The following is a 21,867-nucleotide window of genomic DNA, read 5'->3' as shown; positions in this document are numbered from 1 at the left end:
GTGAGCTTAATCCCCTTATACAAAAACAATTGCTTTTTTGTAAATTGGTAAAACTAAATATCACCGATCATGAAGTATCAAAATGAGATCCTAATCAAACTGCCCAGAGAAGAAGTATTTCAAAAGTTCAATAATCAGGACAATATGAAGCACTGGCAGAAGGGCTTTATGGGGTTAGAACATATAAGCGGCGATCCCGGAAAAGAGGGAGCAAAAAGTAAACTTCGTTATAAGATGGGAAAAAGGGAAATAGAAATGACAGAATCCATCCTGAAACTCCAGGCTCCCGAGGAATTCCATGGCACTTTCGAAACCCAGGGGGTCTATAACAAACAGGAAAACTTTTTTGAGGTTGTAGATGAGAACACCACCAAATGGGTTTCCAAAACAGAATTCCGTTTCAGTACCTTTATGATGAAAACAATGGCTTTCCTGATGCCGGGATCATTTAAGAAGCAGAGCTATAAATTTATGGTAGATTTTAAGAACTTTGCAGAAAATGGAACTTCAGTAGCCGATGCGTAATATTAAAATGATCTGGGATTTCAGAGGCCCGGCAGCACAAAAGACAGCAGAACATCACGAGATACACCTCAAAGAGTATATTGCGAGTGAGAAAGTAGATTGTATAGATACAGGCTTTGAGTCTTTCTCAGATATGCACAGTATTGCCTATCTGGTTATCCCCGAAAAGGAGATGATCAAGGTAAGGGATGCTTTAAAACCTCACAGAGGAGAGTTATATGAAAAATAAATGCCGGCAGTACCGGCATTTAATCTTTTTATCTTGAATAGTTAGGAGCTTCTTTGGTTATGGTCACATCGTGAGGGTGACTTTCGTTTATTCCCGAATGTGTGATCCTTACAAATTTCCCATTCTCTTTCAGGCTTTCTATATCTTTTGCACCGGAGTATCCCATTCCGGCTCTTAATCCGCCGATAAACTGGTGCATACTTTCATAAAGTTCTCCTTTATAGGGAACACGGCCTACAATTCCTTCCGGAACCAGCTTTTTGATATCATCTTCCACATCCTGGAAATACCTGTCCTTACTTCCCTTTTTCATGGCCTCAACACTTCCCATTCCACGGTAACTCTTGAACTTTCTTCCTTCGTAGATGATGGTCTCTCCCGGAGATTCTTTGGTACCTGCCAGCAAAGATCCAAGCATAACAGAATCGGCTCCTGCTGCAATGGCTTTAGGGATATCTCCCGTATAACGTATTCCTCCGTCTGCAATTACCGGAACTCCGCTTCCTTTGATCGCTGCTGCCACTTCCAGAACCGCTGAGAACTGAGGGAAACCTACACCGGCTACCACACGGGTAGTACAGATAGATCCCGGGCCTATACCTACTTTTACGGCATCAGCTCCATTCTCTACAAGGTATTTGGCTGCCTCCGGAGTTGCAATATTTCCGACAACAACATCCAGTTCGGGGAATGCTTTTTTAACTTCTTTAAGTATGGTTACCACCCCACGGGTATGTCCGTGAGCCGTATCAATCACCACAGCGTCCACACCGGCATTAACCAGGGCTTCAGCCCTGTCCACAGCATCTCCGGTAACTCCAATGGCTGCCGCTACTCTTAATCTTCCGTATTTATCTTTATTTGCGATGGGTTTTTGAGATAATTTGGTAATATCTCTAAAGGTGATCAAACCAACCAGTTTATTATCCTTGTCTACAACCGGGAGTTTTTCGATCTTGTTCTCCTGTAAGATCTCCTCGGCATCCATCAGAGAAGTTCCCTCTCCTGTAGTAACGAGATTTTCATTGGTCATAACCTCTACGATCGGGCGACTGTTGTTCTTTTCAAAACGAAGGTCTCGGTTGGTAACGATCCCTTTTAGAAATCCGCTGTCATCCACAATGGGGATCCCACCGATACTATGTTCTCTCATATTGTTCTTGGCATCCAGTACCTTGGCAGTTAAAGGAAGCGTAACGGGATCTATGATCATTCCGCTTTCCGCCCTTTTTACTTTACGTACCTTAAGTGCCTGCTCCTCGATGGTCATGTTCTTATGAAGAACGCCAATCCCTCCTTCACGGGCAATGGCAATAGCCATACGACTCTCCGTAACCGTATCCATAGCAGCGGAAACGATAGGAACGTTTATCGTAATATTTCTGGTAAATTTTGTTTTGATATCTACCTCCCTGGGAAGAACTTCCGAATAATTCGGAACGAGAAGTACGTCATCGTATGTCAGGCCTTCGCCAACAAATTTAGCATCGTGTGCTTTCATCGCAATTAAAATTTAATTGCATGCAAATATACTACATTTTTAATGAATGGAAAGAGATTCTAAGGTTTATTTAACTTCGGCTTTCCTGCCAAATAACTGAAACAAAATAATTAAGCTGGCAAGGCTAAAGGAAAGGGTCATAAGTATACCCGAGATCATGACAATATATTTAAACCAAAGGATCCCTGTCCACAAAAGGTAGATCCCCCCGAAAGTCAGCAGGAGAGAGATAAAAGGTTCTATCATCAGGAAAAGTTTCAGGCTTCTGTTCAGCCTGGTAAAGTACAGGATCCCTCCCAGAAGGAAGAAAATAAAAGACATGGAAAGGATATGGGTATGGATAATGGTAAGCATTTCCCTTTTCCCTTTTTTAAACTTCATCACCAAAGCTTCTGCCTCCTCTTCATTACCCAGATAATTTTCTTCGATTCCCTGAGGGTGATGAGACTCGGTATTCCTCACAAAAGACAAGCCTGTGTAATACCCAATAGAAAGTACAATGACAAATGCGCCTATAAAAAGCTTTAGTTCTTTGGGAAATGTTTGTAACAGGCCGTTATATTTCATTAAAGGACATTATTTTCATGCAATATACCAATAGATTTCAGTACATTATTAACTGCATTGGTCATTGATCTTACGGATATGGTGGCTCCTGAAATTGCTGAAACATTTTTCTGATATTCGAGAGTGTCTGTTTGGGATTTCCCGATGAACTGCTTCAACCATCGTTTACTCCCTATCTCACCTCCATACTCCTCACGATAGATAAGTACCTTTGCCCTTTTTATGATCAGGTTCTCATCGAAGATCACCAAATAATCGAACTCAGCTGTTTTACTGGGAGCTCTGTCTACAAATGCATAACCCAGGAGTTTTTCTCCTTTACTGACCCTGAAGAGTTTGTTCTCTCCAATTTTAAGCGGTAATTGCTCCTCAATGGTTGCATCTACCTGCATCGCCTTCATTTCAAAGGTTTCAACTTCAAAAACGTTCTTCAGTTCCTTATCAACTCTTTTCTGAATTCCCTTCGGTAAACCGAAAGAAGCCGATAATACAAAAACAAAAAGGATAAGAATGATATTTGTTTTCATGCCGCAAAGGTATTATTTAGTTAAACAAAAGTCAAATAGCTGAGCCCTTTTGAGGCCCAGCTAGTTAACACTTTCAAACTGTGTACAATTGATAACTTGTTTCTTCTAAAACCAAACTCCTAAACCAAAGTTTAATCTGTTATTTACATCAGATCCAGAGAGTGCATTATCCCTGAACTGATAATCTCCTTTAAATACAACACCAGGCGAAATATGGTAGCTTAATCCCATAGTAAGATCGTTTCTGTTATAAGCGTCATTTCTTACCAGGTCTCCGGCAGTATCCGCATGGGTATCGTATTGCTCATATCTTGCAAAAGCAAATAATTTCTGTTGATTTGTCTGAGGTAAAAGATTGAAAGCAGCTTCTGCATACCATCCTAATAACGCACTTCCAAGATCTCTTCCGGTAAGGTTGTTATAGTCTTCGGTACCTGACAGAGAAGCGTAGATAAATTGTCCTCTGGCTGTAAATCTCTGGTATGCATAACGAGCATCCAAACCTACCATAGCGATCCCGATATTGGCACCATCCTGATCTTCTACATCATCCTCGGCCTGAGTATCTCCAAAATATCCTGATAATCCAAGACGTAATCCAGGCAATCCGTAGTAATCCAGTTTAGCAGAAAAAGTTGGGCTGTCTATCGTAGATTGGATAGCACGCTGACGACCACCTCTTAATCCGTTAGATCCTCTAAGGAAACCATTAACTCCGCCTTCACCGTTTAATTCGGTAGATCTGAAACCGTTAAAGATATAGGCCTGGTATCCCAAAGAAAGATTGTTAAATCTACCTGTTACCCCAACACCGATCTCTCTCCAGGTTGTAGGTACAATAACATTATCTACTGCGGGTCTTTCAGTACCGTTAAAGGTTGTAGGTTCATGGTATTCGTTAATAATTCCCATAGGTACCAGCATAAGTCCTCCTCTTAAACTCACATTTGGAGCTACATTATAATTTACAAAGGCCTGCTCGATAAAAACTTCATTTACGTGCTCGAACTCAACCTCCGTAACAAACTGGGTCTTCTCATTGAATTTATAACCGAAAAGTAATACCAATCTCTGTACATCCAGTTCTCCGTTATCTCCTTCAGGCTGATTGTAAGTTACCTCTCCATAGGCCCCGACTACTACAGATTTACCATAGTTCCCCGAAAGTATCCTCTGAGCCGCGTTCTGCTGCTTCTGCGGGTCGAAGGTGATGGAATCCTGAACTGTTTGTGCCACACTTATTGTGCTGGCTAATCCTATCAAAAAGAATAGTGATTTTTTCATTACTTTTATTTAGACTGATTATTAATTAGTATTTATTACGGGGGCAAATATAGACCGCATTTATAAATACACAAACTTTATTTAGATTAATTTTAAATAATATTTTGCTATGACTATTTAGGCTTCGATAAATAAAATTTATCTGGCAAACTCCCTTTGTTTTCGGTATTTTTACCTTATGTCAGCTAAGTCACTCATTCTCGTAACCTTGCAGTTTCTCTCTATGGCGCTTCTGTTATCAAGAGGCCCTGTTATTTTCATCAATCTATGGATGGTATTTCAGCTATTGGGAATAGGGATCATGTTATGGGGCGCTGCCAGTATGGGAAATGGCAACTATAATATCCAGCCTGAAGTTAAATCGGACTTCCTTGTTGAAAGAGGAATTTACAAATGGATCAGGAATCCCATGTACCTGGGCATCCTTCTTTTTTATATACCAACAGTAATAAGTCAACCTCAGCTGATAAAATGGGGACTTTATATAAGCCTGATAATAATCTTACTGTTAAAAATATACAGAGAAGAGCATTTTCTTTCACAAAAGTTCGGGGAGCAGTTCGGGAATTATAAAAAGAGAACTTCCCGTCTTATTCCGGGTATTTTTTAATGGTAGGCCGTAAAGATCTTGCTCGCTTCATTATACGAACTTTCAAAACTCATTGCATTTACATTGGTCTGAGCCTTGGCTGCTGTAAAATAAGAGAACATTTTCTCGGTAGGCATATTTCCAGTGAGTTCATCCTTGGCCATCGGGCATCCTCCAAAGCCTTGAATTGCCCCGTCAAAACGCCTGCACCCTGCCTTGTAAGCCGAATCTACTTTTTCATGCCAACTGGTAGGAGTGGTATGCAGGTGAGCCCCGAATTCAATATCCGGATATTTCGGGATCAGGTTAGAGAATAAATAATCAATGATCTCCGGGGTGGAACTTCCTATGGTATCGGATAAAGACAGGATACTCACGCCCATATTGGAAAGTTTTTCCGTCCACTCTCCCACGATCTCAACATTCCACGGGTCTCCATAAGGATTTCCGAAGCCCATAGACAAATAGGCTACCACTTCTTTGTTTGATCTATCTGCAATATCCAGGATCTCCTTAAGGATCTCTATACTTTGTGCAATGGTCTTATGCGTATTACGCATCTGAAAGTTCTCAGAAATAGAGAAAGGATATCCCAAGTAATCGATCTCGGGATGTGTACTTGCATCCTGTGCACCTCTTACATTGGCTATAATGGCCAGTAATTTACTATCGGTCTGAGACAGGTCTAGTTGAGAAAGCACCTCAGCGGTATCTACCATCTGAGGAATTGCTTTTGGTGAAACAAAACTTCCGAAATCGATGGTATCAAATCCTACTCTAAGTAAAGACTGAATATATTGTACTTTTTTTTCAGTGGGAATAAAATCCTTAATGCCTTGCATGGCATCTCTTGGACATTCTATAAGTTTAACTTTTTCCAATACCTTATAAATCTTTTATTCTTTGTCCGGATAAGTCCGAGAAACTTTCAATAATTAAATCGGCCCTGGAAAGGTCCTGATTTCCCGAATTCGGGTTTTTAAAACCAATACACTTCATCCGGGCCGTCTTGGCAGCAATTACACCATTCCTGCTATCCTCGATCACCACAAATTCTTCTGCATTCTTATCGTACTTTCTGGCTATTTCAAGGAAGATATCCGGAGATGGTTTTCCTCTTTCCACGTCCTCACTGCTCACCAGATGATCAAAATAATCTCCTATTTCCAGTCTGTTTACAAATATATCGATGAGTTTTTTAGGTGATGAAGATCCAAGGGAAAGTGAAAAATTTTCTCGCTTAAGCGTTTCAAGCAAGTTCAATACATCATCAACAGCAGGAACTTCACAGTTCTCCAGTTCTTTGTAAAAAAGGCCTTTATGAAAACTCATCAGCTCCTGAGGATGAATACTCAACTCAAAATCGCTGATCATTTTTTTGTAGATAGGCATTCCGGCCATTCCGATCAGGCTGTTGTGATATTCGGATGTGAGTTCCACTCCTAATTCTCTAAGCGCTCTGGCCAGAACCTGTTTGTGAAAAGGTTCGCTGTCTACCAGAACACCATCCATATCAAATATCACGTAGGGTTGCATTGCTTTTAACTTTTCCTCAAAGATAACGAACAGGACTATTTTGAAAAATTATTTTTTGGGAGAATAAATAAATGCGATCTTCCTGTGAGGGGAGCAACAAATATTTTTCTTTAATTTCACATATAGCCGTATTTTTAGAACCTAACTTTTGCACATGAAATACAATGAGATAGCCGAAAAATACCTCACATATCTGGAAGAAGGTAATGTAGATGGAGTGATCAGTCTCTTTTCCGAAAACGGAATAGTGGAATCTCCCCTGTACGGGCTAAGGCCTGCATCGGAGTTCTACCGGGACCTGAATAACGACACCACAAATTCCAGCCTGAAGTTAGATGGGGTCTTTACAGAAGAAGGTTCCAGGAGGATATCATTACTATTTGATTATGAATGGACCTTAAAAAACAACAAAAAAGTACGCTTTAAGGTAGTTGATATTATCTGCTTTAACGATCTGAATAAGATAGAGAAGTTAACTATTATTTACGATACCGTTGTAAGCAGAAAGCTGCTCGAAGAATTAAAAGCCTGATCTTTTTACAGTTTAAAATAAAAACCCCGGTCATATGACCGGGGTTTATTTTTTGTATTTATTATTCCTTTATTCCGGGAAGGCCCTCAGGTTTTACCGTCTGCCAGTAAAACTTATCGGCTTTTTTCTTAACCGGATGGATCTCATCCAGGGTATTCGCATCATAAATAACACCTTCCTTAATAACATGCGTTAGCGTATTGGTGTTACGGATATTATCCAGTGGATTTTTCTCCATAATAAGTATATCCGCAAGTTTTCCGGCCTCCAGGGATCCCAGATCTCCGTCAAGACCGATCGCTTCCGCTCCTATGATAGTTGCTACTCTAAGGGCATCATGGGTAGAAATACCTCCGCTGGCATTTGCCCACAGCTCCCAGTGATAACCAAGCCCCTGCAATTGTCCGTGACTACCGATACCTGCCATTCCTCCTGCTTCCACAAGGTCCTTCGTAAATTCAGCATGCCTCGGGAATACATGTTCTTCTTCCATAAACCATGCTCCTCTTCGTCTGGACTTTCCTGCCAGTTCTCTGTAAGGAGTGAAATACTGCAGTTTTTTATCCTTATAAGGTTCTTCAGTTGCATAAAAATACTCTTCCGCCCAGGGGCCCCCGTAGGAAACCAGCAAGGTAGAAGTTACTGCCATCTTAGACTGTGCAACACTCTGAATCACATCTTTATATATCGGGTAGATCGGTAAAGAATGTTCGTGTCCCGGATATCCATCCAGCAATTGTGTCATATTAAGCTTAAAGTCCAGCCCTCCCTCTGTGGTAGGCATTAATTTAAGTTCTTTAGCCGCCATAATGATCCATTGTCTTTGCTGGCGATTCCCTACCAGGTACATCTTTATGGTTTTGGTATTGTAGTATTCGCTGTATTGTTTTAAGATATCCTTGGCGTGATCAAGATCAGTAACCTTATACGCCCAGAAACCAACTCCGGGACCTGTACTGTACACTCTTGGACCGTGAATCATTCCCGCATCCACCATATCGGCATAGGTCAATACATCTGTTGTTGCCGTTTGAGGGTCTCTGGTGGTCGTTACGCCATAGGCCAGGTTAGCCGAATAGATCCACACCTGGTTTTTATGAACACCCCAGTTGGGCCACATATGGGCATGGGTATCCACAAAGCCGGGAGTAATGGTTTTTCCGCTCACATCGATCGTTGTGGTTCCTCCCGGAACATTAAGGTTTCCGGACGCTCCTATAGCTTTAATACGGTTATTCTCAATAAGAATATCGCCATTTTCGATAACTTCATTCCCTTTCATGGTAATGATACGGCCACCCTTAAGTAAAACTCTTCCTTTGGGTATTGCTCTCTTGTAAGCTACCTTGATCTTTAATTCTTCGGCTTTAAACTTGGAAGGCTTTTTCTTCTCATCCTTTTTGGACTTGTCTTTTGTATCCGTACTGTCCTTCTTCTTTTCCTTTTCTTTTAATTCTTTTTCCTTTTTTGCAGCTAGTTTTAAGCTGTCGCTATATGCTTTGGATTTATCAAGGTCATATATAAAATGACTTGCTCCCAATGACCAGTGTACTTTTTTGCTGTCTGCTGCCCAGAAAGGAAACTCCCCTCCTAGGATGGTTAATTTCTTTGCTGGAAATGCTGCATTCTCGGCTTTGGCTAGTGATATCTGCGGAGTCTGTCCCAGTTTAGGGATAGTTACCGTATAAATATCATTATTAATTTTAGCCAGGGCGCTCTTTCCGTCAGGTGAGATCCTGATTTCCGAAGGCCTGGAAGCTCTGTTATTCTCTCTCCACGCTTCTTCGTTCGAAGGCAATAAAGAAGCCGTGTGATCGTCATGACTGTCTATGATACCCGAAGAAGAACCGTAGGTGGTTATTCCCGTAAGTTTAAGGTGTTCCTTTTCATCGGTTCCATCCCAGCGCAGGGATATCAATCCCTTCTGAGGATGATTCAGGTATATCCTGTCATTGATCTTTGTAAAATGCGGAACTGCTCTTCCTTTAGATTTATCAATAAGCGTTATTTTACCTCCGGAAGCCGGTATCCAGACCAGGTCTTCCTGTGCTCCGGCAGCAAAAGGTCCTATGGCATTTTTATATGCCTGTGAAGCTCCTTTTATAAAAACTATCCTGTTGGATTTATAAGACCAGGCCGGGCTTGTATATATTCCGGGTTCGGTAGTAAGTTGTTCTACATTTGCCCTTCCGCTTACATTCACTTTATATAAATGTCCTCCGGTAGGTTGCCAGCTGGTAAACACAATAGACTTCCCGTCGGGAGACCAGGCAGGTTGTGCCTCGGTAAAATCGTGTTTGGTCAATCTCTTTGGCTTCCCGTTCGGAAGATCCATTACATACAAACGGTTTAAGGCGGTAAATGCCAGTTTTGATCCGTCAGGAGAAGGTACGCCTCCTCTTATCTGGGTAACAAAACCTTCTTCTTTATCATCTATGGGGTATTTAAAAGAAAGTTGCGGCCCCATTTCCAGCGTCACATCAACTGTGAACGGAATTTCCTTAGCCTGGTTATTCGCCACGGAAATAGAGTATATTTTCCCTCCGTAGGAAGCAATAAGGTTTTTACTGTCGGGTGTAAAGGACATAGCCGGTAAAACACCCAGAGGAGCAATAGATTCCTGCTCATCTCTCTGTACCGGATATGCGAGCCATCTCTCATCTCCTGTTTTCAGATTTCGGAGTACCAAACCTGTTTTGGTCTCAAATCTGCTACCGTACACCATCCAGTTCCCGTCGGGAGAAAGTGTTGGCGTAAATGCCGAACCGTATCTGGAAGTAACAACAGCCATATCTCCGTCTTCCCGGTCATAAGTCCCTATCTGATACTGCGGAAGCTGTGCATTATAATTCCAGGCACCTGTTCTTCTCGAGAAATAGATCAGATCTCCGTCTGCACTGAAAGCAGGATCGATCATTTTTAAATTAGCCGGGGTCTTTACCAGCTGCGCGCCCTTACCGCCATCTTTGTGATAAAGGTGTAGCTTTATATTCCTTCTTCCTCTTGCCCCGACAATATAATCGCCATCCGGGCTCCAGTCTGCAGAGAAATAGTTTTGGTTATTGTCTTTGGTGATCTGCTTTTTTTCCTTCGAATCCAGCTCCATTGTCCAGATATTATCAGAACCGCTTTTATCGGAAATAAAAACAATGGATTTTCCATCCGGGCTGTACTTCGGATGAACATCATAGGCAATTCCTTCAGTGATCTTTTTTGCTTTCCCTCCTGTGATCGGAATACTGTAAATATCTCCCATCATATCGAAAATTACAGTTTTCCCATCAGGGCTGACATCCAATGACAGCCAGGTTCCCTGATTTGTGGTAAAACTCACTTTTCTCTCAGGTTCTAAGGGTAATTCTTTTGTTGCTTTTTTGGTGGAATCCTTCTTTTTTTCATCCTCTTGAGCAAATACTAAGGAAAAAGAAAGGAGAAGGCAGACGGTTAGCCCGTGCCTTAAAGGTAAAGGTATTTTCATTTGGAATATCTTGTGGTTATTTAATTGCTAAACAAGATACTAATAAAACTGTTAAAAAAATGTGAAGGTTTTACTGGAAGACCTTTTTGTAATCCCTGTAATCATCCCATCGATGCTTTCCTTCAGACAGTGAGGGGTATTCTATCCCGGATTTTTTGTTCTGAATAGCAATCTTGAAGATCACCCTCCACAGATGAAGCATTTCTTTCCAGGCCGGGATCAGCTTGTAGTTAGGGTCGTAAACATGGGTAGGTTCTGCCCCTACTCCGTTTACTTCAAGTATTTTAAAGTTTTGTCCCGCTTTGAGATCTTCTATAGATTTAGTACGAATATCAAATCTGCCAAAATAAAAGCCTTTCATCTTGCCGTTCAATTCGTCAAAAACCTGTTGAAGGTCCTCATCGTACAGGTCATTGGCATTGACAAATTTGGTTCCTCTGTTGTGGTTCCCTATATGTTCCAGGATCAACTCTTCTCCATTTAGGAGAACAGTATTCCACTGATCTTTAAAATTCCTTCTGAGTTTTTCCAATTGAAGTATAGCCCTCGGATTCTGATGTACCAGTTCTTCCAGTGTATGCTTTCCGTCTCCTTTTACCTTAAGGAATTCCTTGATGGTTATGGAGGGGATGATCCCTCTGGATTCATTCGGTAATCTGTAATAAAACACTCCGATCTCTACCGGGAAGTCGATGTATTCCTGAACAATATGATCTACAGTAATTGTTGTGATCACATCTTCCAGTTCTGATACGTCATCCAGTTTATGAACCAAAAGGCCTCTGTATCCGATATCTGGTTTCAGGATGATCGGGAAAGATATTCCGGATTCTTCCATTTGAGCCAGCACTTCTTTTCCTGAGCTGTTCTTATTGACCAAAAATGACTTGGGCCTGTGAGGGTCTGGAACCAATTGCAGGGTCCTGTATTTGGAATCACTCAGAATAAAACCTTCGTCTATTGCGGGATTGGTTACCAGGAAAAAGAAGGGATGGCGGGCCTTCAGGCTCAGCCATAGGTGCTGAATATATACCGGCAAATACAAAAACTGCATAGGCCAGTATTCCCAACTGGAACACTTAATATAAAACGGGTGCTGCCTTATTTTATGTAACACGTTTTTCATTAAGATCTTTTCAATTAAAATCAGGTTGGGTACTCAGAACTTATCAGGCGCTAACGCTTTCTCTTTTCAGATTATAATCCAGGTTTATTTCTTCCGAATCCGAAACAAACTGAGTTATACTTACAGTCCGCACTTTAGGTCGGTTTAGAATAAACAGATTATCATCATTAAGGCCATGTAAATCCAGGATCTTTTCGGATCCTAAATTTCCTTCACTTATAAAGTTATTAAAAAAATTCAATTTTATCTTATGGGCATCCCTTGTATAAAGGGTACTGGACGACCATAAATGGGATTTTGTATGATCGAGAACCTCATGATGTTTAGTCGTTTCATCCCATATCAACACCTGTAATTTACCTTTTTCGGCAAGTACAAGTGTAAAGGGTTCTATATTGTGAAGATCCACTTCCTCGACAAAATCGGAAAAGGAACTGTGCTCAAATGCTTCCAGTACTATCAGCCCACGGCTCTTTCTGTAAGGCAGGTTTCGCTGGTGCTTCACGAAAGCACCGTTCAGGAGGCATGCTACTCTCCCATCTGATGCCGCGATCCAGGTACCGTTATTCTCCTCATCTATGGGAGCTACAACGGTCTGTCCTTCTATATTTGTAAGCTTTTGCGGAGCCAGTGTTTTTCTCAAAGGATCTTCATCCCTGTTGGAAGTCAGGGTAAATCCATTATTATGAGAAATATAACTTACTGTGCACATACATTCTTATTTCTGATCGTAGAAGCTGCAATACCAAAATTATCATCCAGATTGAAGGAATCCTCTAATGCTTTGATCCCTATTTTGATGATAGCCAGATGATGTACGGCATGCTCAATATTGTATTGTAATTCCCTGTATAATGAAGTATTGATGGTCATCGTTTCACAATCCTCATCAGGGTTTAATGCATAATTAACTTTTAGTTTCATTTCAACATCGCCATCCACATCTTCCAGAAATCCGGAAATCCTGTTTATTTCATTCAGGCAATTATCGGTACTCACTTCCAGAGAAGTGTCTCTAACCCTTGAATCGTAGTCTACCTCTTTTTTATCTACAGCATTGATCAAACATGTATAGAATTCTAAAATATGTCTGACATGCATTCCCAATGTAGATTGACTTAGCACTTCAAGAGGTCTTGAGAATTGTTCATCGGATAATTGTCCTAAAGCATTTCTGAGATAATCTAAATTTTGATAGGTGGCCTGTTTTAGCATCTAATAGTGAATTATGAGGTTTGATATTTATACTTGTTTAAAGTCGATTATTTAACTCAACCTTACATTTTACAGTTGTTAATCAAATAACAAAATATCGTTTATTTTCTCTAAATTTTGTTAAAAATACACATTCTAAACAAATTATAAAGAAGTATTTTTTTCTGTTAACTACTCAGAAAGCAGTGAAAATCGTTTTTAAGTTTTACGATCAATTAAAAAAGCCTCCCTGAATAAGGAGGCATTTTATATGAAATATATAGGCTATATCTTATTTTTCAGCTTCTTCGCTTTCTTCTTCCTGCTTAAAATCGGTAATCCCTTTAGATATCAACAAATTGTACCACTGGATCACTTTTTTAATATCACTTGCATATACCCTGTCTTCATCGTAGTCGGGAAGGACCTCGAAAAAATACTCTTCCAGTTTATCTTTGCTGTCCTTATGATTAATACTGGTGTTATTTCCGCTTTCCTTTTCCTTGATCTTATCCAAAACATCACCTAAAGGAATTTCTTCAGACAATGTGTAAATAGCTATTTCAGAGAGCATGCTTACATTATTTCTCATTCCAATAGTAATTTTTTTACCATTTAAAAGAGACTCTACAACAAAACCGCTCCTCGTTTGTGTCTTTAATTCGTAAAGCCCGGGTTTCCCGGATATAGCAAGTATTTTATCTAAACTCATAGTTTGTGTTTTTCGAAAGCAAAGATTGAACCTTTCTCAGTTATTTACAAGAATATTAACGCGTTTTTTTTGCTGATGGAAAACGCATTCTGTAATCCACTTTAATATTCCCTTTTGAAATATTGTTTAACCGGCTTTTAATCAGTCTCTTCTTCAGGGAGGACAGTTTATCCGTGAATAAAATTCCTTCTATATGATCGTATTCATGCTGAATAACCCTGGCAGCCAGGCCATCGAATTTTTCGGTGTGTTTCTTAAAATGCTCATCGTAATACTCTATCTCGATGAATTCTTTTCTAAACACATCTTCCCTCACATCCGGAATACTAAGACATCCTTCGTTAAAAGCCCATTCATCACCTTCTTCATTCAGGATCTTCGCATTGATAAAAACCTTTTTAAGGCCGTCGAGTTTCTCTCTCTCTTCTTCGGTCAGTTCTTCATCTCCTGCAAAAGGGGTTGCGTCGACAATGAACAACCGGACGGGAAGTCCTATCTGAGGTGCAGCAAGCCCCACACCTGAAGCATTATACATCGTATCGAACATATTATCCAGCAATACATTAAGATCCGGATAATCTTTATTTATATCCTTAGCCACTTTTCTTAAAACGGGGTCTCCGTAAGCGATAATGGGTAATATCATTTTTTAATTTTGTTTGTTTTCTAAATATGTCTGTAAAATAATGGTCGCACTGATTTGATCGACCAGTTCTTTATTTTTTCTTTTTCCTTTACTTAAACCTCCGTCTATCATGGCCTGGAAAGCCATTTTGGAAGTAAAGCGCTCATCCACCCTCTCTACGGGTACCTGAGGGAGCTTTTCGGCAAGCTTTTCTAAAAATATCCTGATGTATTTTTCGCTTTCCGAAAACTCATTATTCATTTGTTTGGGCTCTCCAACTACAATTAATGATACGGTTTCTGTCTGTACATAATTTTCCAGAAATGGTATCAGATCTGCTGTGGGAACAGTGGTAAGTCCGGAAGCAATTATCTGCAATTCATCGGTTACTGCAACCCCTGTTCTTTTCTCTCCATAATCAAGCGCTAGAATGCGACCCATCTTTTATTTTTTTGCAAAAATAAGCTTTAAATTGTTATAACTGTAAAATGGGAAGTTTAATTGAAATGAAGCGCATATCTTTGCCAAAAAAACAGAGATGACTCAGATACAATCAATCATAGAAGAAGCCTGGGATAACAGAGAACTCCTGAGGAATGAAGAAACCATAAATGCAATCAGAAAAGTAGTCGATCTGCTGGATAGCGGTGAATTGAGAGTTGCCGAGCCGACCGAAAATGGCTGGCAGGTAAACGAGTGGGTAAAGAAAGCAGTGGTATTGTATTTCCCTATTCAGAAAATGGAAACCATTGAAGCAGGCCCGCTGGAGTTTCACGATAAGATCCCTCTAAAGAGAAATTATGCAGAAAAAGGGATCAGAGTAGTTCCTCACGCTGTTGCCAGACATGGAGCTTATGTATCCTCTGGTGTGATCATGATGCCGAGTTATGTAAATATCGGAGCATATGTAGATGAAGGTACTATGGTAGATACCTGGGCAACCGTTGGAAGTTGTGCACAGATCGGTAAAAACGTTCACCTTAGTGGTGGTGTTGGGATCGGAGGGGTTTTAGAGCCACTACAGGCAGCTCCGGTGATCATTGAAGACAATGCCTTTATCGGTTCCAGATGTATCGTTGTTGAAGGGGTTAGAGTAGAAAAAGAAGCTGTGTTGGGTGCCAATGTGGTGCTTACCGCGTCTACCAAAATTATAGATGTAACAGGTGATGAACCTGTAGAAATGAAAGGTTATGTACCTGCGCGTTCCGTGGTTATTCCGGGAAGTTATACCAAGAAATTCTCAGCAGGAGAATATCAGGTTCCCTGTGCGTTGATCATCGGAAAACGTAAAGAAAGTACTGACAAAAAGACTTCGCTTAACAATGCTCTCAGAGAGTACGATGTTGCGGTATAATTTTTTTGCCAAAGACGCGTTTTACTTTTCATTAATGGTAAATCATGCTATCTTTGGCAAAAATTTTACAACTTGATCACTAGAAAAAAACTTACAGCCATTGTTCCTGTTCAGAATGAAGAACACAACATTCGGGAGGTTCTTGAAAGTATTTCTTTCGCAGATGAAATAATGGTAGTGGATTCTTTTAGTACCGATAACACTCTCCAAATTGCCAGGGAATACACAGATTTTATTGTACAGAGAGAGTATGGGTATTCTGCTTCACAAAAGAACTGGGCTATCCCACAGGCCAATAATGAGTGGATCTTTCTTGTTGATGCTGATGAAAGAGTTTCTGAAGAGCTAAAAAATGAGATTCTTGCCACTCTCGAAAAGGATGAAGACCCTAATGTGGCTTACTGGATTGGCCGGAATAATCATTTTATGGGCAAAAGGATCCGTTATAGCGGATGGCAAAACGATAAAGTGATCCGTCTTTTCAGGAAGAGTAAATGTATTTATGAAGATAAGATGGTCCATGCCGAGATTAAGGCAGATGGTCAGGTAGGGTTTTTAAACAGTCCTCTTTACCATAACACCTATGTAAATCTGGACAGGCATATTTTAAAACTCAACAGATATGCTTCCTGGCAGGCTGAAGAATGTGAAAAGAAAACAGGAAAGCTCACGCCTTATCATTTTGTGATCAAGCCTTTCTGGCGCTTTTTTAAACACTATTTTCTTCAAAGTGGTTTTCGGGATGGTCTTCCGGGCTTTGTTATAGCTTACCTCCGGTCCTATTCCATTTTTATCCGCTATGTAAAAATATGGTTACTCCGTAGAAACCTGAACTAAACGAATTTCTCTATTTTTTCTCTTTAACAATGCCGTGTTCGGTCCACGCTGCTTTATTATCGCGTGTATTTTTTCGGATTGCCTGGTTCTTTGCAATAGATTCAGGAGTTTTATATCCTCTTTTATGATCGAGGTGCACGCATACGGCACTGTACCGTATCTGTTTTGATTTTATGCCGTAATTGAACAGGCGCTCTCCCAACTCCCGGTCCTGTCCTCCGTACTGCATTCTCTCATCCATTCCGTTTACTGCAACAATGTCCTTTTTCCAGCCGGAAGCATTATGCCCGTTCCAACTTGCATTGGTAGGTGTAATAAAATTGAGAAATTTCGATTTACTGCCTGTGGAGGTGAGTTTATTATTTTTAAAAGTAGACTTCAGGCCATTTTTCTTTAACCAGTCTATATCAAAGCACTTGCCGGTTAAAATATCTTCTTTCGAGATTAATTTTGATATATCCATAGGAAGCATAAAATACCCCCCTGATAAAAAATACCCTTCTTCCCTGTAAGTATCGTGAACTGATAAAAAGTCGGGGCGCGGAATACAATCGCCATCACTCATAACAATGTATTCTCCTCTGCAAGCCACAATAGCTTTGTTGAGTATTCTGGATTTCTGAAAACCATCATCCTCCTGCCAGACATGGACTAAGGGATAAGATAATTCGTTTTTCATCCCATCTATCAGTTGTTTTGTTTTAGGACCGGATCCGTCATCGGCAATGACCACTTCAAAGTTTTTAAATTCTTGTTTGTGATATCCCCATAAAACCTTTTCCAGCCATTCTTCCGCATTATACGTACTTATTATAACCGATATCTGTACATTTTCCATAATCTGTCAAAACTTATTTCACAATCTCCGGGCAAAAATATGAAGGTTTATTTACATATCTTTGCTTTTCAATTTATTTGTAACCAACTATTCAATTAATTACCTGTACGCTGAATGCATCCTCTAAAAAAACTTTCTTACGGTATCGTTAAGAAATTCAAATTTTTGAATCCCGAATACTATCTGAAAATATACTATCAATATTATACGGATAAGAAGCTGGACCTCGAAAATCCTACCGAGTTTAATCAGAAGATCCAATGGATGAAGATCTATTATCAAAAACCCATTCTGAGTATCCTGGTGGATAAATACTCGGTGCGGGAATATATTAAAGATAAAATAGGCGATCAGTATCTGAACGATCTTATCAAGGTATACGAGAGGGCATCGGATGTGAACTTTAATGAGCTCCCCGAAAAATTTGTTTTGAAAGCTGTTCACGGCAGCAACTACAACATAATCGTAAAAGACAAAAAGAAGCTCAACAGGCTAACGGCCAGATGGAAAATGCATAAATGGATGGGGCGTAATTACTATTACAGCGGAGGACTGGAATGGGCTTATAAAAATGTTACTCCCAGGATCATTTGCGAAAAATTCCTCAATGAGATCGGGAAGGAATCCATAAATGATTATAAATTCTTCTGTTTTAACGGAGTGCCGAAATTTATCCAGATAGACATTGACCGTCACACCGATCATTCCAGGTGTTTTTATGATATTGACTGGAAAAAACTACCTTTCTCCATGACAAAGTACAAACATTATCAGGGAGAGGTAGAAAAACCGGAAAAGTTTGATGAGATGTTCGACCTGGTAAAACGCCTGGCTGAAGATTTCCCTTTTGTTAGAGTTGATTTTTATGCGATCGGAGAAAAAATTATATTCGGGGAGATGACTTTTTATCCCGGAGATGGTATTGAAGAATTTTATCCGGATGAATACAATACAACCATCGGAAATTATCTTCAATTGCCGGAAAAGATCGTTTAATTTTAATGAGTAGCTTGGAAATGATAGGTAATGAAATAGAGAATGCTCTTCAGGCACTGCAACAAGGAGGGCTAATACTCTATCCGACCGATACGGTTTGGGGTATTGGTTGCGATGCCACTAATCCGGATGCTATACGGAAAGTATACGATCTTAAAAGAAGAGCAGACAGCAAGGCACTGATCTGCCTGGTTTCGGATATCAGAATGCTGGAAAAACACATTTACGAGCTTCCCGATGTTGCTTATGATATTATTGAACTGGCCACACGCCCGACAACCATAATCTACGATAAACCCTTAAATGTAGCACCCAACCTGGTAGCCGAAGATGATTCGCTTGCTATCCGTGTCGCATCGGATGAATTCTGTCAAAAACTCATCCGGAAATTTAAACGGCCAATCGTATCGACCTCGGCTAATATAAGCGGAGAACCTACTCCTTCACATTTTAAAGAAATAAGTTCTGAAATTTTAAAAGGTGTCGACTATGTAGTAAATTTGCATCGCGATAAAAAAAACAGCAACCCATCTTCTATTATTAAACTGACAAATGATGGAGTGGTTAAAGTGATTCGTAAGTGAAATAATGCAAAAAAACTACAAAGAGGCCATACAACATCCTATTTTTGAAATCATTTCCCTTGCCGCCAAAGAACTTCAGGTAGAAAGTTATGTGATCGGTGGATTTGTTAGAGACTTCCTTTTAGGTCGTAAAACTCCTAAAGATATCGATATTGTTGCCGTTGGAAGCGGTATTTCCCTGGCTAAAGCAGTAGCCCAGAAGCTTTCCGGACACCCCAAAGTACAGATATTTAAAAACTACGGTACCGCAATGATCAGGACTGAAGATTTTGAAGTGGAATTTGTCGGGGCCAGAAAAGAAAGCTATCACTTCGACAGCAGAAAACCTGTAGTAGAGAACGGAAGCCTGGAAGACGATCAGAACAGAAGGGATTTTACGATCAATGCACTGGCTTTATCCTTGTCTGAAGACACATACGGAGATCTTCTCGATCCGTTTAACGGAGTAAGTGATCTGGAGAAAAAGGTTATACGCACACCCCTGGATGCCGATATTACTTATTCGGATGATCCGCTTAGAATGATGCGGGCCATTCGTTTTGCTACCCAGCTCGGTTTTAAGATCGAACCCGATTCTTTGAGAGCTATCTCCGAAAACAAGGACCGTATCGAAATTATTTCTAACGAACGGGTTGTTGATGAACTTCATAAGATCTTACTAAGTAAAAAACCCTCGGTAGGCTTCAAACTACTTTATAAAACGGGCTTACTGGATATCATTATGCCCGAATTGACAGATCTTCAGGGAATTGAAGAAGTTGAAGGTCAAAAGCATAAGGATAATTTTTATCACACCCTGGAAGTTGTTGACAATATTTCTAAAAATACAGAGGATCTCTGGTTAAGGTGGGCTGCTCTCCTGCACGATATAGGAAAAGCTCCAACCAAAAAATTCAGCAAAAAAGTCGGGTGGACCTTTCACGGGCATGAATTCGTCGGTTCTAAAATGGTATACAAGCTTTTTAAAAGGTTGAGGATGCCCCTTAATGAAAAGATGAAGTTTGTTCAGAAAATGGTATTGATGAGTTCCCGGCCGATTGCCCTGGTTAATGAGGAAGTAACAGATTCTGCGGTCAGAAGGCTCGTTTTTGATGCAAAGGAACATGTTGAGGATCTTATGACCTTATGCGAAGCAGACATCACTACCAAGAACCCTTCAAAATTTAAACGCTACCATCATAATTTTCAAATAGTAAGGCAGAAGATCGTTGAAGTGGAAGCCCGGGATCAGATCCGGAATTTCCAGCCTCCTGTAAGTGGAGAGGAGATCATGGAGACCTTCGGACTAAAGCCTTCAAGAGAAATAGGAGTTATTAAAGAAGCAATTAAAGAGGCCATTTTGGAGGGTGAAATACCTAATGAATACGATGCTGCCGTAGAATATATGATGAAGAAAGCCGAAAAAATGGGCTTGAAAGCCGTAAAAAACAGGTCTGATGAAAAAAGATAATAAATGGGTCATTTCCTGGCTTTTTGCCGGGTGTTTTCTGATATTCGTAATGGTTGTTGTCGGGGGAATAACCCGCCTTACCCATTCGGGTTTATCTATTTCCGATTACAAACTGATAACGGGAACCATCCCTCCTATCGGAGAGGAAGAATGGCAGGAAGCTTTTGAGCTTTACAAGCAATATCCGGAGTATCAGAAGATCAATTACGATTTTACCCTGGAGGATTTTAAAAGTATTTATTTCTGGGAATGGCTTCACCGCTTGATAGGTCGTTTGATCGGAGTTATTTTTATTATTCCTTTTTTGTTTTTCCTCTTAAGGAAGCAATTGAGCAGACCTACCATAAAAAAAGCGGTAATCCTGTTATTCCTTGGTGGTTTTCAGGGCTTTTTAGGCTGGTACATGGTCAAAAGCGGATTAGTGGACAGGCCCGATGTAAGTCATTACAGATTAGCCATGCACCTTACCACCGCCTTTATAACCTTTGCCTATACCCTTTGGGTAGCACTTGATCTGATCTATATAGAAAGAAAAAGTGTTCACAAAGCAATGCGGAACCTTATTCGCTTTGCCCTTATCATTCTTCTTGTCCAGATTATCTGGGGAGCTTTTGTTGCCGGGCTTGATGCCGGTTTTATACACAATCACTGGCCTCTTATGAGTGATGGTGAGCTCATTCACGAATCTGTTTTTATTGAGCAAAACCCTCTTTGGAGGAATTTTGTTGAAGGAAAGAGCGGGGTTCAGTTTATACATCGCTATCTCGCTTATTTTGTGGTCCTTCTTATAGGGTTAATTTGGTACAGGTCCAGAAAAATGGAAGTAAACGGCACTCAGAAGAAGGGAATAAACTATCTGCTGGCTCTTGTTTTTGTACAATTTGTACTGGGAGTCCTTACTATTATTTACGCAGTTCCGGTTTGGCTGGGAGTTGCCCATCAGGTTGGTGCCTTCTTCCTTTTAAGCGCAATGACTTTTACGCTTCACAGATTCAGCAAATAACAAAAAAAGCCGAAACTAAAATAAGTTCCGGCCTTCGTTTAAAAAGAATAATTAATTCCTTTTCATAAAACTTTCTGCTCTATATTTTCGGATAGCGAGTTCTGAATATTATTTTGTGGAAGATTATTTTTTCAAAAAGCCGGAGAATACCTCCGGCTTTTCTCACTTTCAACTAATTCTATTTATTCAAATAGAACAGAACAAAACAAATATTGTTTCTTATTGTGGTTGGATATCAATCCTTACGATGTTATATCCTCCTCTTGGGTCTTCTAAGTATACTACTCCAGGTCCGTTATCAATAACTCCCTTTCCGAACTGTACATCTTCCAATGCACTTACTCTTCGGATCGCAGTATTTCCATCAGCTGCTCCTGTGT

The 21,867-nt window shown here is 40.3% G+C and carries 24 protein-coding genes; 10 read left to right on the top strand and 14 right to left on the bottom strand.

Annotation, left to right across the window (positions count from 1 at the left end; genetic code table 11):
* Window positions 1-69: 69 nt before the first annotated feature.
* Together GWK08_RS18915 and GWK08_RS18910 are read left to right on the top strand one after the other, a co-directional pair.
* Entirely contained in the window at window positions 70-525 is a 456-nt protein-coding gene (locus GWK08_RS18915; RefSeq protein WP_163608830.1) for an SRPBCC family protein, read from the top strand.
* Window positions 518-754, top strand: coding sequence for a hypothetical protein (locus tag GWK08_RS18910; protein WP_163608829.1), 237 nt, complete (start codon window positions 518-520; stop codon window positions 752-754). The genes GWK08_RS18915 and GWK08_RS18910 overlap by 8 nt, the downstream gene beginning before the upstream one ends.
* 28 nt (window positions 755-782) lie before the next feature.
* Here the strand turns inward: GWK08_RS18910 and guaB are convergent, their stop codons facing one another.
* The 4 genes from guaB to GWK08_RS18890 all read right to left on the bottom strand — a co-directional run bounded on the left by guaB (window position 783) and on the right by GWK08_RS18890 (window position 4,633).
* Window positions 783-2,255 (bottom strand): IMP dehydrogenase, encoded by a 1,473-nt coding sequence (gene guaB, locus GWK08_RS18905; protein ID WP_163608828.1) that lies wholly within the window; start codon window positions 2,253-2,255, stop codon window positions 783-785.
* Window positions 2,256-2,321: 66 nt separating this feature from the next.
* Window positions 2,322-2,822, bottom strand: coding sequence for a hypothetical protein (locus tag GWK08_RS18900; RefSeq protein WP_163608827.1), 501 nt, complete (start codon window positions 2,820-2,822; stop codon window positions 2,322-2,324).
* Window positions 2,822-3,349 carry an FMN-binding protein gene (locus tag GWK08_RS18895; RefSeq protein WP_163608826.1) on the bottom strand — a complete coding sequence of 176 codons (528 nt, stop codon included), beginning with the start codon at window positions 3,347-3,349 and terminating at the stop codon, window positions 2,822-2,824. Before GWK08_RS18895 ends, GWK08_RS18900 begins: the two co-directional genes overlap by 1 nt.
* Window positions 3,350-3,454: 105 nt before the next feature.
* Window positions 3,455-4,633, bottom strand: a complete 1,179-nt coding sequence (locus GWK08_RS18890; protein ID WP_163608825.1) for a porin — start codon at window positions 4,631-4,633, stop codon at window positions 3,455-3,457.
* A gap of 178 nt (window positions 4,634-4,811) precedes the next feature.
* Here GWK08_RS18890 and GWK08_RS18885 point away from each other — a divergent pair, with 178 nt between their 5' ends.
* On the top strand, window positions 4,812-5,243 hold the full coding sequence (locus tag GWK08_RS18885; RefSeq protein ID WP_204336109.1) for a methyltransferase family protein: 432 nt from the start codon (window positions 4,812-4,814) through the stop codon (window positions 5,241-5,243).
* On the opposite strand, the gene GWK08_RS18880 is transcribed toward GWK08_RS18885, so the two are convergent.
* Complete coding sequence (locus tag GWK08_RS18880) at window positions 5,240-6,103, bottom strand: hydroxymethylglutaryl-CoA lyase (RefSeq protein WP_163608823.1); 864 nt, start codon at window positions 6,101-6,103, stop codon at window positions 5,240-5,242. The two genes, GWK08_RS18885 and GWK08_RS18880, sit on opposite strands and share 4 nt — an antisense overlap.
* 4 nt (window positions 6,104-6,107) lie before the next feature.
* Window positions 6,108-6,758: an HAD family hydrolase gene (locus GWK08_RS18875; RefSeq protein WP_163608822.1), complete on the bottom strand. Its 651-nt coding sequence runs from the start codon at window positions 6,756-6,758 to the stop codon at window positions 6,108-6,110.
* 154 nt (window positions 6,759-6,912) lie between these two features.
* Between GWK08_RS18875 and GWK08_RS18870 the strand changes: the two genes are divergently transcribed.
* Window positions 6,913-7,290 carry a nuclear transport factor 2 family protein gene (locus GWK08_RS18870; protein ID WP_163608821.1) on the top strand — a complete coding sequence of 126 codons (378 nt, stop codon included), beginning with the start codon at window positions 6,913-6,915 and terminating at the stop codon, window positions 7,288-7,290.
* 61 nt (window positions 7,291-7,351) lie between these two features.
* Here GWK08_RS18870 and GWK08_RS18865 read toward each other — a convergent pair whose 3' ends face one another.
* The 7 genes from GWK08_RS18865 to ruvX form a co-directional block, all read right to left on the bottom strand.
* A complete protein-coding gene (locus GWK08_RS18865) occupies window positions 7,352-10,768 on the bottom strand; it encodes an amidohydrolase family protein (protein WP_163608820.1) in 3,417 nt (1,138 codons plus the stop codon).
* A 70-nt stretch (window positions 10,769-10,838) separates the two neighbouring features.
* Window positions 10,839-11,894, bottom strand: coding sequence for an ATP-grasp domain-containing protein (locus GWK08_RS18860; protein ID WP_163608819.1), 1,056 nt, complete (start codon window positions 11,892-11,894; stop codon window positions 10,839-10,841).
* 43 nt (window positions 11,895-11,937) lie between these two features.
* Complete coding sequence (locus GWK08_RS18855) at window positions 11,938-12,606, bottom strand: NRDE family protein (protein WP_163608818.1); 669 nt, start codon at window positions 12,604-12,606, stop codon at window positions 11,938-11,940.
* Window positions 12,594-13,109: a hypothetical protein gene (locus GWK08_RS18850; protein ID WP_163608817.1), complete on the bottom strand. Its 516-nt coding sequence runs from the start codon at window positions 13,107-13,109 to the stop codon at window positions 12,594-12,596. The genes GWK08_RS18855 and GWK08_RS18850 overlap by 13 nt, the downstream gene beginning before the upstream one ends.
* A gap of 271 nt (window positions 13,110-13,380) precedes the next feature.
* The gene (locus tag GWK08_RS18845) at window positions 13,381-13,800 is read right to left on the bottom strand and encodes a DUF5606 family protein (RefSeq protein WP_163608816.1); all 420 of its coding nucleotides are present in this window, start codon (window positions 13,798-13,800) and stop codon (window positions 13,381-13,383) included.
* A gap of 55 nt (window positions 13,801-13,855) precedes the next feature.
* On the bottom strand, window positions 13,856-14,446 hold the full coding sequence (def, locus tag GWK08_RS18840; protein ID WP_163608815.1) for a peptide deformylase: 591 nt from the start codon (window positions 14,444-14,446) through the stop codon (window positions 13,856-13,858).
* Window positions 14,447-14,449: 3 nt separating this feature from the next.
* A complete protein-coding gene (gene ruvX / locus GWK08_RS18835; protein ID WP_163608814.1) occupies window positions 14,450-14,866 on the bottom strand; it encodes a Holliday junction resolvase RuvX in 417 nt (138 codons plus the stop codon).
* 97 nt (window positions 14,867-14,963) lie between these two features.
* Here ruvX and GWK08_RS18830 point away from each other — a divergent pair, with 97 nt between their 5' ends.
* Window positions 14,964-15,779: a 2,3,4,5-tetrahydropyridine-2,6-dicarboxylate N-succinyltransferase gene (locus GWK08_RS18830; RefSeq protein ID WP_163608813.1), complete on the top strand. Its 816-nt coding sequence runs from the start codon at window positions 14,964-14,966 to the stop codon at window positions 15,777-15,779.
* A 72-nt stretch (window positions 15,780-15,851) separates the two neighbouring features.
* Window positions 15,852-16,616: a glycosyltransferase family 2 protein gene (locus GWK08_RS18825; protein WP_204336108.1), complete on the top strand. Its 765-nt coding sequence runs from the start codon at window positions 15,852-15,854 to the stop codon at window positions 16,614-16,616.
* Between the two features lie 10 nt (window positions 16,617-16,626).
* Here the strand turns inward: GWK08_RS18825 and GWK08_RS18820 are convergent, their stop codons facing one another.
* Complete coding sequence (locus GWK08_RS18820; protein ID WP_163608812.1) at window positions 16,627-17,454, bottom strand: glycosyltransferase family 2 protein; 828 nt, start codon at window positions 17,452-17,454, stop codon at window positions 16,627-16,629.
* A 114-nt stretch (window positions 17,455-17,568) separates the two neighbouring features.
* On the opposite strand from GWK08_RS18820, the gene GWK08_RS18815 reads away from it, so the two are divergent.
* From GWK08_RS18815 to GWK08_RS18800, 4 genes are read left to right on the top strand one after another with little or no spacing between them, the layout of a single operon-like run.
* Window positions 17,569-18,450 carry an ATP-grasp fold amidoligase family protein gene (locus tag GWK08_RS18815; protein ID WP_163608811.1) on the top strand — a complete coding sequence of 294 codons (882 nt, stop codon included), beginning with the start codon at window positions 17,569-17,571 and terminating at the stop codon, window positions 18,448-18,450.
* A 5-nt stretch (window positions 18,451-18,455) separates the two neighbouring features.
* Entirely contained in the window at window positions 18,456-19,034 is a 579-nt protein-coding gene (locus GWK08_RS18810) for an L-threonylcarbamoyladenylate synthase (RefSeq protein ID WP_239524961.1), read from the top strand.
* A gap of 4 nt (window positions 19,035-19,038) precedes the next feature.
* Complete coding sequence (locus GWK08_RS18805; RefSeq protein WP_163608810.1) at window positions 19,039-20,484, top strand: CCA tRNA nucleotidyltransferase; 1,446 nt, start codon at window positions 19,039-19,041, stop codon at window positions 20,482-20,484.
* The gene (locus GWK08_RS18800) at window positions 20,471-21,487 is read left to right on the top strand and encodes a COX15/CtaA family protein (protein WP_163608809.1); all 1,017 of its coding nucleotides are present in this window, start codon (window positions 20,471-20,473) and stop codon (window positions 21,485-21,487) included. Before GWK08_RS18805 ends, GWK08_RS18800 begins: the two co-directional genes overlap by 14 nt.
* Window positions 21,488-21,867 lie beyond the last annotated feature (380 nt).

The organism is Leptobacterium flavescens, from assembly GCF_010671605.1.
GTDB classification, from domain to species: Bacteria; Bacteroidota; Bacteroidia; order Flavobacteriales; family Flavobacteriaceae; genus Leptobacterium; species Leptobacterium flavescens.
Note: the sequence above shows the minus strand (reverse complement) of the source record. Positions and strands in the feature narration are given on the sequence as shown.